The 14,291-nt window shown below is 52.4% G+C and carries 15 protein-coding genes and 1 tRNA gene; 9 read left to right on the forward strand and 7 right to left on the reverse strand.

The features are described 5' to 3' along the window. Nucleotides 1–165: 165 nt before the first annotated feature. The 5 genes from DAQ1742_RS03035 (at nucleotide 166) to DAQ1742_RS03055 (ending at nucleotide 3,776) form a co-directional block, all read left to right on the forward strand. Nucleotides 166–1,032 (forward strand): GTPase family protein, encoded by an 867-nt coding sequence (locus DAQ1742_RS03035; protein ID WP_180706225.1) that lies wholly within the window; start codon nucleotides 166–168, stop codon nucleotides 1,030–1,032. Between the two features lie 90 nt (nucleotides 1,033–1,122). Further along, nucleotides 1,123–1,944: a DUF932 domain-containing protein gene (locus DAQ1742_RS03040; RefSeq protein ID WP_180706226.1), complete on the forward strand. Its 822-nt coding sequence runs from the start codon at nucleotides 1,123–1,125 to the stop codon at nucleotides 1,942–1,944. 30 nt (nucleotides 1,945–1,974) lie between these two features. Next, nucleotides 1,975–2,448, forward strand: a complete 474-nt coding sequence (gene radC, locus DAQ1742_RS03045; protein ID WP_035339552.1) for a RadC family protein — start codon at nucleotides 1,975–1,977, stop codon at nucleotides 2,446–2,448. Between the two features lie 64 nt (nucleotides 2,449–2,512). After that, entirely contained in the window at nucleotides 2,513–2,827 is a 315-nt protein-coding gene (locus DAQ1742_RS03050) for a TA system toxin CbtA family protein (protein ID WP_180706227.1), read from the forward strand. A gap of 115 nt (nucleotides 2,828–2,942) precedes the next feature. Further along, on the forward strand, nucleotides 2,943–3,776 hold the full coding sequence (locus tag DAQ1742_RS03055; RefSeq protein ID WP_180706228.1) for a DUF4942 domain-containing protein: 834 nt from the start codon (nucleotides 2,943–2,945) through the stop codon (nucleotides 3,774–3,776). 102 nt (nucleotides 3,777–3,878) lie between these two features. Here DAQ1742_RS03055 and DAQ1742_RS03060 read toward each other — a convergent pair. The 4 genes from DAQ1742_RS03060 to rpsU form a co-directional block, all read right to left on the reverse strand. Continuing rightward, a tRNA-Ile gene (locus tag DAQ1742_RS03060) sits at nucleotides 3,879–3,954 on the reverse strand. 225 nt (nucleotides 3,955–4,179) lie between these two features. After that, nucleotides 4,180–6,021, reverse strand: coding sequence for an RNA polymerase sigma factor RpoD (gene rpoD, locus DAQ1742_RS03065; protein ID WP_035339758.1), 1,842 nt, complete (start codon nucleotides 6,019–6,021; stop codon nucleotides 4,180–4,182). A gap of 157 nt (nucleotides 6,022–6,178) precedes the next feature. Beyond that, the gene (dnaG, locus tag DAQ1742_RS03070; RefSeq protein ID WP_035339759.1) at nucleotides 6,179–7,933 is read right to left on the reverse strand and encodes a DNA primase; all 1,755 of its coding nucleotides are present in this window, start codon (nucleotides 7,931–7,933) and stop codon (nucleotides 6,179–6,181) included. A gap of 128 nt (nucleotides 7,934–8,061) precedes the next feature. Then, the gene (gene rpsU / locus DAQ1742_RS03075) at nucleotides 8,062–8,277 is read right to left on the reverse strand and encodes a 30S ribosomal protein S21 (protein WP_001144069.1); all 216 of its coding nucleotides are present in this window, start codon (nucleotides 8,275–8,277) and stop codon (nucleotides 8,062–8,064) included. 226 nt (nucleotides 8,278–8,503) lie between these two features. Between rpsU and tsaD the strand changes: the two genes are divergently transcribed. Then, entirely contained in the window at nucleotides 8,504–9,517 is a 1,014-nt protein-coding gene (gene tsaD / locus DAQ1742_RS03080; RefSeq protein ID WP_035339761.1) for a tRNA (adenosine(37)-N6)-threonylcarbamoyltransferase complex transferase subunit TsaD, read from the forward strand. A gap of 79 nt (nucleotides 9,518–9,596) precedes the next feature. Here tsaD and argR read toward each other — a convergent pair whose 3' ends face one another. Then, nucleotides 9,597–10,067 (reverse strand): transcriptional regulator ArgR, encoded by a 471-nt coding sequence (gene argR / locus DAQ1742_RS03085; protein ID WP_035339763.1) that lies wholly within the window; start codon nucleotides 10,065–10,067, stop codon nucleotides 9,597–9,599. A 472-nt stretch (nucleotides 10,068–10,539) separates the two neighbouring features. Between argR and mdh the strand changes: the two genes are divergently transcribed. Beyond that, nucleotides 10,540–11,478 carry a malate dehydrogenase gene (mdh, locus tag DAQ1742_RS03090; protein WP_035339767.1) on the forward strand — a complete coding sequence of 313 codons (939 nt, stop codon included), beginning with the start codon at nucleotides 10,540–10,542 and terminating at the stop codon, nucleotides 11,476–11,478. Between the two features lie 73 nt (nucleotides 11,479–11,551). On the opposite strand, the gene DAQ1742_RS03095 is transcribed toward mdh, so the two are convergent. Then, the gene (locus DAQ1742_RS03095) at nucleotides 11,552–11,821 is read right to left on the reverse strand and encodes a helix-turn-helix domain-containing protein (RefSeq protein ID WP_071604054.1); all 270 of its coding nucleotides are present in this window, start codon (nucleotides 11,819–11,821) and stop codon (nucleotides 11,552–11,554) included. Between the two features lie 188 nt (nucleotides 11,822–12,009). On the opposite strand from DAQ1742_RS03095, the gene DAQ1742_RS03100 reads away from it, so the two are divergent. Both DAQ1742_RS03100 and DAQ1742_RS03105 read left to right on the forward strand, forming a co-directional pair. Continuing rightward, the gene (locus DAQ1742_RS03100; RefSeq protein WP_035339769.1) at nucleotides 12,010–12,396 is read left to right on the forward strand and encodes a DNA-binding protein; all 387 of its coding nucleotides are present in this window, start codon (nucleotides 12,010–12,012) and stop codon (nucleotides 12,394–12,396) included. Nucleotides 12,397–12,671: 275 nt separating this feature from the next. After that, nucleotides 12,672–13,088 (forward strand): DNA-binding protein, encoded by a 417-nt coding sequence (locus DAQ1742_RS03105; RefSeq protein ID WP_408609429.1) that lies wholly within the window; start codon nucleotides 12,672–12,674, stop codon nucleotides 13,086–13,088. 15 nt (nucleotides 13,089–13,103) lie between these two features. Here the strand turns inward: DAQ1742_RS03105 and ispB are convergent, their stop codons facing one another. Further along, nucleotides 13,104–14,075 carry an octaprenyl diphosphate synthase gene (gene ispB / locus DAQ1742_RS03110; RefSeq protein ID WP_035339771.1) on the reverse strand — a complete coding sequence of 324 codons (972 nt, stop codon included), beginning with the start codon at nucleotides 14,073–14,075 and terminating at the stop codon, nucleotides 13,104–13,106. Between the last annotated feature and the right edge of the window lie 216 nt (nucleotides 14,076–14,291).

Consider the following 14,291-nt stretch of genomic DNA (forward strand, 5'->3'; position numbering starts at 1 on the left):
CAGAATAACCTAACGACTCAAGGACTGGGATCACAGGAGGCAGTGGTTTGACGCTTACCTCAATTCAAATAATTTTCAGATATATATCATTCTTCTGAACATACCCGATTAACGGCAGAATCTCACGATTCTGCCGTTTTTGTATTATTTTTCAGAGGAGTAGTAATGAACAATTCTGAAGGTTTGAAGTCGTTTCAGCAATCGCTTTCTGGCCTGCCGCAGTGGGCATCAGAGCGGATTCTGCAGCAAATAAACCAGTTAACCCACTACGAGCCGGTTATCGGCATTATGGGCAAGACCGGTGCGGGCAAGAGCAGCCTGTGTAATGCGTTGTTTGCCGGTGAGGTGTCGCCGGTCAGTGATGTGGCGGCCTGCACCCGTGAGCCGTTGCGCTTTCGCCTTAACGTGGGTGAGCGTTGTATGACGCTGGTAGACCTGCCCGGTGTCGGTGAAAGTGAACGGCGTGATGCGGAGTATGCCGCGATGTATCGCCAGCAACTTCCGCATCTCGATCTGGTGCTGTGGCTTATCAAGGCCGATGACCGGGCGCTGGCGGTGGACGAGCACTTTTACCATCAGGTGATTGGCGAAGCCTGGCGGCACAAGGTGCTGTTTGTGGTCAGTCAGGCGGACAAGATTGAACCCACTGAGGGCGGCGTGAAGGCGTTGTCTGCCACACAGCGGCAGAGCCTTGCGCGCAAAATCACCCTGCTGCACACCCTGTTTTTGCCGGTGCATCCGGTCTGTGCGGTTTCGGTACGGCTGCGTTGGGGGCTGTCGCACATGGCGGCGCTGATGGTGGCAAGCCTGCCGCGCGAAGCCAGCAGCCCGCTGGTCACACAGCTACAGCCGCCCCTTCGTAGCGAACGTGTCACTCAAAAAGCCCGCGATGATTTTGCCGATACGGTGGGCAGCACGCTCGATACCGTCAGCCGTCTGCCGCTGATACCGGCCACGGTGCGCACGCTTATCCAGACGCTGCGCGATACCGTGGTGTCCGTGGCCCGCGCCCTGTGGGCGGTGTTCTTCTGAGCCGTTAATTCTGCATTACCCATCCGTTTTCCGAGCCCGGTCGCCTGTGCGTCCGGGCTTTTTATTTTCAGCTATCTCAAGGAGTCTGCCATGACCCGTCTGGCCTCGCGCTTTGGCGCGGCAAACCTGATCCGCCGTGACCGCCCGTTAACCCGCGAAGAGCTGTTTCGCACCGTACCCAGCGTGTTCAGTGAGGAAAAGCATGAGTCCCGCAGTGACCGATACACTGACATTCCGACGATTACCCTTCTGGATAATTTACAACGTGAAGGCTTCCAGCCGTTCTTTGCCTGCCAGACCCGCGTGCGCGACGACAGCCGCCGCGAGCACACCAAACACATGCTGCGCCTGCGTCGGGAAGGGCAAATCACCGGCCATCAGGTGCCGGAAATCATCCTGCTCAACAGTCATGACGGCTCCAGCTCGTACCAGATGCTGCCGGGGCTGTTCCGGCAGGTGTGCCAGAACGGGCTGATTTGCGGCGAAAGTTTTGGTGAGGTGCGGGTGCCCCATAAAGGCGATGTGGTGGGCCGGGTGATTGAAGGCGCGTATGAGGTGCTGGATACCTTTGAGCGCATCGGGGAAAAGCGCGATGCCATGCAGTCATTGCTGTTACCGCCTCCGGCGCAATCCGCGCTGGCAAACGCCGCCCTGACGTACCGTTTTGGTGAGGCGCATCAGCCGGTGACGGCCACGCAAATCCTGATGCCGCGCCGCTGGCAGGACGACCGGCAAGACCTGTGGACTACCTTTCAGCGTATTCAGGAGAACCTGATAAAGGGCGGGCTGCCCGGTCGCAACCCGCAGGGGAAACGGGCCCGCACCCGTGCCGTCAGCAGCATCGACAACGATGTGCGGCTCAACCGGGCGCTGTGGGTGCTGGCGGAATCGCTGCTGCAACATGCCGACTAAATCCTGTTTGTGTTTTCAGGGAGACCCCCGATGAATCAACCGGTTTTACCGACCCCGTTTACCGAACATGAGCAGCGCATCATCCGCCGGGCCCAGCGCCTGCTGGAGCGCCACCTGCGCCAGCCGGACGAGCAGTTTACCGCCTCCTCTTATACCCGAATGTGGCTGCAACTGCATCTGGCCCCGCTGGAGCGGGAGGTGTTTATGGTGCTGTTTCTCGATAACCAGCATCGCCTGATAGACCGGGAAATCATGGCGCTGGGCAGCATCAGCCATGTCGAGATTCCCACCAGAGAAATCGTCAAAGCGGCCCTGCGCCACAACGCGGCGGCGGTGATCCTGGCGCACAACCACCCATCCGGCCATACCGAACCGAGCACGCCGGACCGGGCGCTCACCGAGCGGCTGAAAAGCGCTCTTGAGCTGGTGGATATCCGCACGCTGGATCATCTGGTCATTGGCGGCAATCAGGTGGTGTCGTTCGCCGAACGCGGCTGGCTGTAATGCCAGCCTTCTTCTGGCTGTTGCCGCTTCACGTCCCTCACTCTTTTTCGCAAGGATTTTTACCATGACCCACCACCCTGCATCGTCTCACGATGCGTTGCCGTTAACGCCGGTCCACATCTGGCAGCGCCTGCTGACGTACCTGCTGGACAAGCACTACGGGCTGACGCTCAACGACACGCCGTTTTGCGAGGAAGCCGAGATCCAGGCCCACCTCGACGCCGGAGTTTCGCTGCCGGACGCCGTGAACTTTCTGGTGGAGCGCTATGAACTGGTGCGTATCGATCGCAGCGGTTTTAGCTGGCAGGAGCAAAAACCGTTTCTGAACGCGGTCGATATTCTCCGCGCCAGACGCGCCACCGGCCTGCTCAAGCCATAAAGACTGCGAGCAGCTTTCCAGTCACACAACACCAAACCGATTAATCCTTCCCCCGATGCATAATGCGCCAGCCTTACCGGCTGGCGCATTGGCTGTGATGTATGGACAACACACTATGCAAACTGAACCCGAGGTGTTAACCGGCCACACCGAGCTGATTGGCTCGACCAACATTGCGCGTATCGTCACTGGACGTGATGCCGCGCTGCAACAGATAGAACAGCTCATTACCCGGTTACAGGCTATTTCAACGCTAACGGCGACTATCGGTGGCGGCACCGCTGAAGACTGGGCATTGAAGCCAGGGCATCGCTATGATTGCTGGCTGACAGAAACGCCTGACAAGGCGATGCCAGCCATTATCCGCACGCTGGACAGCCATATCTGGCGCGACCTGATGCTGAAATCCGGCATGTTGTCACTGATGGACGCACAAGCCCGCAGCCAGTGGCATAAGAATCTGGACGAGGGCGATCTACCGACCATCAGCGAGGCCAATATTCTCAGCACGTTTGAACAGCTTCACCAGAGCAAGCGGGAGGTATTCGAACGCGGGGTGATTAACGTATTCAAAGGGTTATCATGGGATTACAAAACCAACCATCCTTGCTACTTCGGTAAGAAAATCATCATCAGTAATCTGGTGACGTACCACCGTTGGGGTTTTGGCCTGAACTGGGGCTGGCGACGCGATCAACTGGCCGATCTGGAGCGGATGCTGTCCTTGCTGGATGGCAAACCCATTCCTGATAACCGGGGCGATGTGACTATCCGGCTGATGAACCATATTCGTGATAATCCTCATCAGCAAGAATACGAAGATGCGTATTTTAGTGTGCATTACTTTCAGAAAGGCACCGGGCATCTCATCTTTAAACGCCCTGACTTGATCGATCAGATGAACGACATTATCGCCAAACATTATCCGGGGATGTTAGCGGCGAGGTGAAGAGGGCTGGGAGGCAATTCCTTACCTGACCCATTACCTGACCCAAATTGCATCCAAAGAAAAAGGAGTTAGACGATTTATCATCTAACTCCTTGTTTTATTTGGTGGCCCCTGTTGGGTTTGAACCAACGACCAAGCGATTATGAGTCGCCTGCTCTAACCACTGAGCTAAGGGGCCAAGCGGGTGTAGATTATAGGTAATCCGTTAGGTCGGGTCTATAGCCAGATGGCTATATGGTTGTTTTATGCCCACTTTACGGCAGGTTATTATCACTTACCGTTGATTTGGTCGTTGTTGGGAAGATGGCCTGTGTCATACGTCTTGATGAGTCGAGTCAAAAAGAAAACCCCCGGTATAGCCGGGGGTTGATGGTTTAAAGAGATAGAGCGGGCGCAAACGCTTTTAGTCATCGAGGAAGCTGCGCAGCACTTCCGAGCGACTTGGATGGCGCAGTTTACGCAGTGCTTTGGCTTCTATCTGGCGAATACGCTCGCGGGTGACGTCGAACTGTTTGCCGACTTCTTCCAGCGTATGGTCGGTATTCATGTCGATACCAAAACGCATACGCAGTACCTTGGCTTCACGCGCGGTCAGGCCAGCCAGCACATCATGGGTTGCAGAACGCAGGCTTTCTGAGGTGGCAGAGTCCAGTGGTAGCTCCAGCGTGGTGTCTTCGATGAAATCCCCCAGATGTGAGTCTTCATCGTCACCAATCGGCGTTTCCATCGAGATAGGTTCTTTGGCTATCTTCAGGACTTTGCGGATTTTGTCTTCCGGCATCAGCATGCGTTCAGCCAGTTCTTCCGGCGTCGGCTCGCGACCCATTTCCTGCAACATCTGGCGGGAAATACGGTTGAGTTTGTTGATGGTCTCAATCATATGCACCGGGATACGGATAGTGCGCGCCTGATCCGCGATAGAACGGGTGATCGCCTGACGGATCCACCAGGTGGCGTAAGTGGAGAACTTGTAGCCACGGCGATATTCGAACTTGTCTACCGCTTTCATCAGGCCGATGTTGCCTTCCTGGATCAGATCCAGAAATTGCAGGCCACGGTTGGTGTATTTTTTGGCAATCGAGATAACCAGACGCAGGTTCGCTTCTACCATCTCTTTCTTGGCACGACGCGCCTTGGCTTCACCGATAGACATACGGCGGTTGATGTCTTTCACCTGCTCGATGGTCAGACCGGTTTCTTCTTCAATTTGCTGTAATTTTTGCAGGCTGCGCAGTACGTCTTCTTCAACTTCGCGCAACTTTTCACACCAGGGTTTGTTCAGTGACAGTGCTGCTTCGAACCATTTGCTGTTGGTTTCGTTGCCGGTGAACAGGGTGACGAAGTTTTTCTTCGGCATTTTGCACTGTTCAACGCACAGTTTCATGATCTGGCGTTCCTGAGCACGCACGCGATCCATCATGGCGCGCATGTTGTTGACCAGCAGATCAAACTGTTTTGGCACCAGACGGAACTGTTTGAACACTTCGGACAGTTTGTTAATTTCTTCGATAGCGCTTGGATGACTGCGACCATGCGCCTTGATGCTCAGGCGGGTGGATTCGTACTGATCGCGCAGATCGGTGAATTTCTGGCGGGCCAGTTCCGGGTCGATGCTGTTATCGTCATCGGCGTCGTCGCTGTCACTTTCTTCGTTTTCATCTTCATCATCATCATCGATGCCGTCGTCGGCCAATACGGTGCTTTCTGGCGCGGCGGCCGGTGCCAGGTCTTCTTCGGCATTCGGATCGACAAAGGCGGTTATCAGATCAGACAGACGGCTTTCACCCGCCTCGACGCGATCATATTGCTCCAGCAGGTAGGTGATAGCTTCCGGGTATTCAGCAACAGAGCACTGCACCTGGTTGATACCGTCCTCAATGCGTTTGGCAATATCGATTTCACCTTCGCGAGTCAGCAGTTCGACCGTACCCATTTCGCGCATATACATGCGAACCGGGTCAGTTGTACGGCCTATCTCGGATTCAACGCTCGACAGTACCTGCGCGGCCGCCTCGGCAGCATCTTCGTCGGCAGTATTTTCGGCCAGCATCAGATCATCGGCATCCGGTGCTTCTTCCAGCACCTGGATGCCCATGTCGTTAATCATCTGGATGATGTCTTCGATCTGGTCGGAGTCGATGATATCTTCCGGCAGATGGTCATTGACCTCGGCATAGGTCAGGTAGCCTTGCTCCTTACCACGGGTGACAAGTAGCTTGAGCTGTGACTGCGGGTTTTGCTCCATAAGACGGTATCCACACTTCAGAATATTGGGGTTGGTGTCGGTCAGCGTAAATCGCTAACAATAACATTAGGGGAGTTTTTCTTATTGCCGCAGCCCCTGTAGCGGCACGCTGTAGGGATCAAACCCTACTTTTTATCGGCAGTTAAGCCGCAGGAAATCAGTTCTTTCGTGTTAGTGCCAGTTGCAACGACCACAGTTCTTTGCGTTCGTTTGTGCTCAACCCGTGTGTTCTTTCGCGGGCGATCAGCACTTCCATGCGTTGTTGTAGCAACTGGTCATAGAGCTCGGCCAGGCTGACCCGGAATTTTTCTTCGAGCTCGTCCTCTTCAATCATATGGTCCCAGGACGCGAGAGTTTCAAGCTGCTTGCGATAATGACTCTCGCGATATTTTTCCAGCAGCAACCCCATATTCATCCCCGGACTCTCATTACAGATGTTCACGATGTCTAAAAAGAGCGTTAACCCAGGCACTTTGCTCTCATCCACACCATCGAGCGCCAGTTCCGGCACCTCTTTAGACAGCCGTGGATTTTGCACTAAAAGTCCTATCAGTATACGCATAGTTGTGACTTTTAGCCGTGGCGGCTGGTAGGACGACGCGGATTCCTGTTGTTTGGGTAACAGGCGGTCTAACTGGCTGTCGTCCAGTAACCCCAATTTGTTGCCAAGCTGCTGGCGTAAGTATAAGCGCAATGTTTCACCTGGTACCTGACTTATCAGGGGCAGCGCCAGCGTGCTGAGCTTGGTACGTCCGTCAGGCGTGCTCATATCAACCTGTTGCAGCAGAGAATCGAATAGGAATGCTGACAGCGGCATCGCCTGTTCGATTCGTTGCTCAAAGACCGTGTGGCCTTCCTTACGCACCAGTGTATCCGGGTCTTCGCCGTCTGGCAGGAACATAAAGTGCAGTTGCCTGCCGTCATCCAGATAGGGGAGTGCGGTTTCCAGTGCCCGCCAGGCCGCATCACGTCCGGCACGGTCACCGTCATAACAGCACACCACTTTATCGGTGGCGCGAAACAGTAACTGGATGTGATCCGCGGTGGTCGATGTGCCAAGCGAAGCGACGGCATAATCAATGCCAAACTGGGCCAGAGCAACCACATCCATATAGCCTTCTACTACCAGCAGCCGTTTTAACGTTGGATGACGCTGCTGGGCTTCATACAGGCCATACAATTGACGGCCTTTATGAAAAACCTCAGTTTCCGGTGAGTTCAGATACTTGGGCGTGCCATCTCCCATGACTCGTCCGCCAAACGCAATAACACGGCCACGCTTATCACGGATGGGAAACATCACCCGATCGCGAAAACGGTCGTAAGTCCGGCCATTGTCATTAGTGACCAGCATGCCGGCATCAGTCAAGGTGGCCCGGTTATCGCTGTCGCGCCCAAAACGCTTTAAGGCGTTATCCCATCCAGGGGGCGTACAGCCAATAGCGAACTGCCGGATAATATCATCGCTTAATCCCCGTCTTGCCAGATAGTCTCTGGCGGGCGCACCGACAGGTTGATTTAAGGTATGTTGGTAAAAAGCACTTAATTGTTCCATCAACTCATACAAACTTTGGCGTTGATGGCGTTCTAGCTGAGTGGGGCCGTTGCCTGCTTCATAAGGCACATCCAGACCATGCATCGCCGCCAGCTCTTCGATGCTCTCAACGAACTCCAGACGATCATAGTTCATCAGGAAGTCGATGGCGTTGCCGTGGGCTCCGCAACCAAAACAGTGGTAGAACTGCTTATCACCGTTGACGGTGAACGACGGGGTTTTTTCGTGGTGGAACGGGCAACACGCGTGATAATTTTTGCCCTGCTTTTTTAGTTTGACGCGTGCATCGATAAGGTCAACGATGTCAGTGCGTGCCAGCAGGTCATTAATGAATACGCGGGGAATACGTCCAGCCATAAGCCCCTTATATCTATAAGCTTGTAAAACGACAATAAGCCGCGCATTCCTTTCGGAAAGCACGGCCTTCGTATGCAACTGCTAAGTCTGCGGATTAATCACGCGATGGAGGCCGGGCCTCCTGAAAATTAATACAGACGAGTGCGGCGTGCGTTTTCTCGAGCCAGCTTCTTGGCGTGACGTTTCACAGCAGAAGCTTTAGCGCGCTTACGTTCAGTCGTTGGTTTTTCATAGAACTCACGACGACGAACTTCAGCTAATACACCTGCTTTCTCACAGGAACGCTTGAAACGACGCAAAGCAACGTCGAACGGCTCGTTTTCACGGACTTTAATTACCGGCATGTGCCTCTCACCTCAGTAAATTCGGTTTGCCGCTGGCCTTGTGCCAGCCTTTTCAAAATGGTGCGGAATTCTACTGCAACCCAGGCCAGTTTGTAAAGTCTATCGGCGATCATAAAACGTGCGATGCCGGTTTGCTCGTCTGTGTGTTGGCTTATGGTAGACTGCGCACAGCCTAAAGTCTGTGGCCAACGCTGGTCGCAGTAATGAAGTGAGAGTGAAAACAGCCATGCGCGTATTGGGTATTGAAACATCCTGTGATGAAACCGGGGTCGCCATTTATGACACTCAGGCCGGATTACTGGCGAATCAACTTTACAGCCAGATAAAGTTGCATGCCGATTATGGCGGCGTGGTGCCTGAGCTGGCTTCCCGCGATCATGTGCGAAAAACGGTGCCGTTAATTCAGGCGGCGCTGAAAGAAGCGGGCCTGCAATCTGTGGATATTGACGCAGTGGCGTATACCGCCGGGCCGGGCCTTGTGGGCGCGTTATTGGTGGGGGCAACCATCGGCCGGGCGCTGGCGTTTGCCTGGAATGTTCCTGCGATACCGGTGCACCATATGGAAGGGCATTTGCTGGCACCGATGCTGGAAGATAACCCACCTGCGTTTCCGTTCGTGGCGCTGTTGGTATCTGGTGGTCATACACAACTTATCAGCGTAACCGGTGTGGGAGAATATCGGTTGCTTGGCGAGTCGATTGATGATGCGGCAGGCGAAGCGTTTGATAAAACCGCTAAACTGCTGGGGCTGGATTATCCCGGCGGGCCGTTGTTATCCAAAATGGCGCAACAGGGTGTCGCTGGGCGTTTTGTCTTTCCTCGCCCGATGACCGATCGTCCCGGGCTTGATTTCAGCTTTTCCGGTCTGAAGACGTTTGCCGCAAACACCATTCGAGAGAAGGGTGGAGATGCGCAAACGCAGGCTGACATTGCCTGCGCGTTTGAAGACGCCGTTGTCGATACGCTGGCGATTAAATGCCGACGTGCACTGGATGAAACCGGGTACCAGCGGCTGGTGATTGCCGGTGGTGTGAGTGCGAACCGCACACTGCGCCAGCGTTTGGCTGAGTTCATGACTAAACGTGGCGGCGAGGTGTTTTATGCACGCCCGGCATTCTGTACCGATAACGGCGCGATGATTGCTTACGCAGGCGCTGTAAGGCTGGCTCAAGGCTCACGCGATGAACTGGGGATTAACGTACGTCCGCGCTGGCCATTGGCTGAGCTGCCAGCGTTGTAGTGTGCGTATGCGCGCATTTGCGCCCGCTGTCCGTGGGCGCAACCCATGCATAAATGATGGGGTTGTGCATGGCTCGGGCTTACAGCTCTTGTTCGAATAACACCAGAATAGCCTCATAGAGCTGTTTAACGCTAAAGCCGCGAGCAGGCGTCGTAAAAATGGTGTCGTCTCCGGCAATGGTCCCGAGGATCCCTTCTGATTTTCCCAGTGAATCCAGCAGGCGTGCAATCAACTGCGCAGCCCCTGGGCTGGTGTGAATCACAACCACCGCATCGTTATAATCCACATCCAGCACCAGGTTCTTCAGCGGGCTGGTTGTGGTGGGAACACCCAGTTCAGCAGGCAGACAGTAGACCATTTCCATTTTTGCATTGCGGGTGCGCACTGCACCGAATTTGGTCAGCATGCGGGAGACTTTGGACTGATTAATATTCTCAAAACCATCATCCTGTAATGCCTGCACAATTTCGCTTTGCGAGCTGAATTTCTCTTCTTTTAACAGCGCCTTAAACGCCTTAACCAGATCTTCTTGTTTATTGGAGTGACGCATGGCGTACCGTCCTGGGAAAAGGAGTCATGCAATCATTATGCAGATGAATGAATTTTTATGCAATAAGAACGACTACAGAAGCGAATTGTTGAAAACGTGTAGCGACCTTTACGCTTTCTACGGCTTTACTTTGCCGTGGTGTCAAAAAATGTGGCCTCAGTCACATAAAAGTAAAATAAATGTTATCAAAATGATGTTGTTTGGAGGCTGATGGTCGGTGTAATGTAACGCACCCGTTAAATCAGTCGTGGGCTTATGCCAGGGCGGCGCATAATCATCTGTTAATTTAATTACCTTTGAGAAATCAGACAGATGGTTAGTCTATTATGCACCACAGCGTACGTTGTTGCTGCGTATCTGTGCAGTGCCACCCTAAAAACCGGTCTGTAATCAGGCCACTTGCGCGAGCATAAACGTTTTTAATCAAACGCATCCACGGTAATTTTTACTTAACATAATAAAGGAGTTTAGGATGAAAGTAGCAGTTCTCGGAGCCGCAGGCGGTATTGGTCAAGCCCTTGCTCTTCTCCTTAAAACCCAGCTTCCTTCAGGTTCAGAGCTCTCTCTTTATGATATTGCCCCTGTTACGCCCGGTGTCGCTGTTGACCTGAGCCATATCCCTACAGATGTCAAAATCAAAGGTTTTTGTGGTGAAGACGCCACTCCCGCCCTGGAAGGTGCAGACGTTGTGCTGATGTCTGCGGGTGTTGCCCGTAAACCGGGGATGGATCGTTCCGATCTGTTTAACGTTAATGCCGGGATTGTGCGTAATCTGGTGTCCCAGATTGCCCGTACTTGTCCTAAAGCCTGCATCGGCGTCATTACTAATCCGGTGAATACCACTGTAGCTATCGCAGCGGAGGTGTTAAAACAAGCGGGTGTCTATGACAAAAACAAACTGTTTGGTGTTACCACGCTGGATATCATTCGCTCCAATACTTTCGTTGCCGAATTGAAAGGTAAGTTACCGCAGGATATTGAGGTGCCGGTTATCGGTGGGCACTCTGGCGTGACTATTCTGCCTTTGTTGTCTCAGATCCCCGGTGTAAGCTTCACTGAGCAGGAAGTCGCTGATTTGACCAAACGCATTCAGAATGCGGGTACTGAAGTTGTGGAAGCAAAAGCCGGTGGTGGCTCGGCAACCTTGTCCATGGGGCAGGCTGCGGCGCGCTTTGGCTTGTCTTTGGTGCGTGCGCTACAGGGCGAAAGCGGTGTGGTTGAATGTGCTTACGTTGAAGGTGATGGCAAATATGCGCGCTTCTTCGCACAACCCCTGTTGCTGGGTAAAGAGGGCGTTGCTGAACGCAAAGACATCGGTACATTGAGTGCGTTTGAACAGCAGGCTTTGGTAAGCATGCTGGATACGCTGAAGCAAGATATTGTACTGGGCGAAGAATTCGTCAATAAGTGATTGTTAATCAGACAATTAAGCAATATGTAAATGAGGCCGGAGAACACTCTCCGGCCTCTGTTTTTGCAGGCTGTTATTCGGCAGAGGGACGGATCAACTTCTTTCTATCAAGCAGTTCTTGAGTCTCAGGGTCGTAATAACGACTGGGCCATATTTCTGATGGATGAATGCCTAATGCATTAGCAATCAACCATTCACCCTTTGGCCATGGGCGTGATAGCGCATTAGCTAGTGTGGAAGAACTGAGTCCGGCAGCGCGCGAGACAGCGGCAAGTGTTGTCCCCTTCTTTCTTAAGGCCGCAATAATATCGGCGGAATGCCAGTCATTTTTCCTTGAATTCATAATCCTTCCCTTATTGCTATTAAGACGACAGCGTATTAATGGTATAACTAACAGCTAATGGTGAATGGTTTCGCTAACCACAAACCATTATTTGGAAATAATATAGCACCAATTTCCTTAATATTTCCAAATTAATTTCCAAATGGATCTGATTAGGTAACGAGTATCACTATCGGGATGAAAAGGACATGAAAAAAGAGTGGTTTGCGACCAGCGAGTTGGTTGGTATTGGCGGACTCCCTAAATCACGGCAAGGATTGAATAAGCGAGCCCGAGAAGATGGTTGGGAAAAGCGTCGCCGCAAAGGTGTACAAGGACGTGGAGTAGAATATTCTATTCATAGCTTGCCTCAGACTGTTCAGCAAACACTGCTGATGCAGGAAACGCCAGGTGAATATTCGGCTAAACCGTCGGATATGCTGTCGGTCTGGATCCAGATTTACCATCAACTGTCTGTGCCTGAACGGGAAAAGTTGATTGCGTATATTATGCGTGAAGGTGTCTCTTCTACCCTGAAGCAGCTAGGGCTTGTCAACGTGACAACCGCTTCTTTGATAAAAGATTTTTCTGATTAAATTCTCTTATTAAACCCTTCAGCCATTCCCGGCGTTTGTTGTGGAATGGCTTCATTAACTTCCCTCAACCTCTCTTGTCACACCATTCTGTTTCCGTTTGCTACCTTTGTTGCAATAACCCGCTGTTTCAGGTCGTCCGCTCCTTTGATTAGCTTTAATTTTAACAATTACGAATTAGTTGGTTGAATAAAATTAGTCTATTATATGGAAACGTAACGCGACTTTTTGGTAACATGGTTGCGTATTCATATCAGGATGAGCTGAAAGGGAGAACGATGGTGGAAAAAACATGGTTTGCAACGAATGAGCTATTGGGCGTTGCCGGGTTGCCTAAAACGCGTCAGGGGCTGAACAGTAAAGCCAGAGCTCATGGCTGGGAGCGGCGGCGTCGAAAGGGAGGGCGAGGAAAAAGTGTTGAGTACGCAATCTGGAGTTTGCCCGAAGAGGTCAGGATTTCATTGATATGCGGGAATTTAACTGACCGCCGCCAAATGAGTATGTACATGCGCTCTGCTGTGCATGAGTCTTCGGTGCCGGAATATGCATTAGCGGGCAACCTGGTGCAGGAAGACACCTGGATACAGCTTTACTATGAGCTTTCTGCTGAAGAGCGTACCCGTATCGTTGGGCATATTTTGCGCGAAGGCGCGAAAGGAATGCTGGCCCGTCTGGATGACAGGCCAGGGCAATAAACAGATAAAGCGGGATTAAAAATCGCGCTGAACGGCAAGATGGGCCAGCCCTTCGAGCGCGGTGCGAAACTCGCTTTCCGGCAGACTTTGCAGCGCGCTAATGGCTTTGTCTGCTTCCTCTTCCGCTCTCTGGCGGGTGTAGTTTAGGGAGCCACAAGACTGCATTGCATTCAGAACGGGTTCCAGAAGGTGGCGACCATTACCTTGCTCGATAGCCTCACGGATCATGGCTCGCTGTTCCTCATTGCCGTGATGCATAGCATGCAGTAAAGGTAAGGTTGGCTTGCCTTCATTGAGGTCATCACCGGTATTTTTCCCCAGCGTTTGGCCGTCGGCACTATAATCAAGCAAGTCATCAATCAACTGGAACGCCGTGCCGAGATAGCGGCCATATTCTTGCAGGGCTATCTCTTGTTCCTGACTGGCTCCGGCCAGAATCGCGGAGGCCTGTGCTGCGGCCTCAAACAGGCGCGCGGTTTTGCTGTAGATGACCCGCATATAACTCTCTTCAGTAATATCGGGATCATTACAATTCATCAACTGAAGGACTTCACCTTCGGCAATCACGTTCACGGCATCAGACATCACTGTCATGACAGGAAGCGATGACAGGCTGGTCATCATTTGAAATGCGCGGGTGTAGATAAAATCGCCCACCAACACACTGGCTGCATTACCGAATGCAGCGTTAGCGGTTGCCTTGCCGCGGCGCATATCTGATTCATCCACCACATCATCATGCAACAGGGTTGCAGTATGGATAAACTCAATCAGTGCCGCCACAGTAATGTGTTTATCTCCCTGATAATTCAATGCCTTTGCGGCCAGTACCGCAATCATTGGCCGGATACGCTTGCCCCCGCCGCTGATAATGTAATGCCCTAACTGATTGATCAGCACAACATCGGAGTTGAGCTGATCCAGTATGGTCTGGTTGACGGCGGCCATATCCTGTGCGCTTAACGCTGTGATTTGCTCTAAGTTCATTGTTTCTGCCAACTGATTGCTTGTGTTTCTGCCGTGAAAAGGGTGAGGGTATCGGCACTGAAAGCGGAACATAAGGGCCGATTGTACTTGAAAAACGACACAGATAAACGACAGTTCACGGGTTGTATCCTTTTTCTTCGTATTGATTGATTCTGCGCTTGTCATCAGTAGGTTTTTTGCGTAGAATTCGCGCCCTATTGTGAATATTTATAGCGC

Origin of the sequence: Dickeya aquatica (genome assembly GCF_900095885.1) — a bacterium.
Classification (GTDB): Bacteria; Pseudomonadota; Gammaproteobacteria; order Enterobacterales; family Enterobacteriaceae; genus Dickeya; species Dickeya aquatica.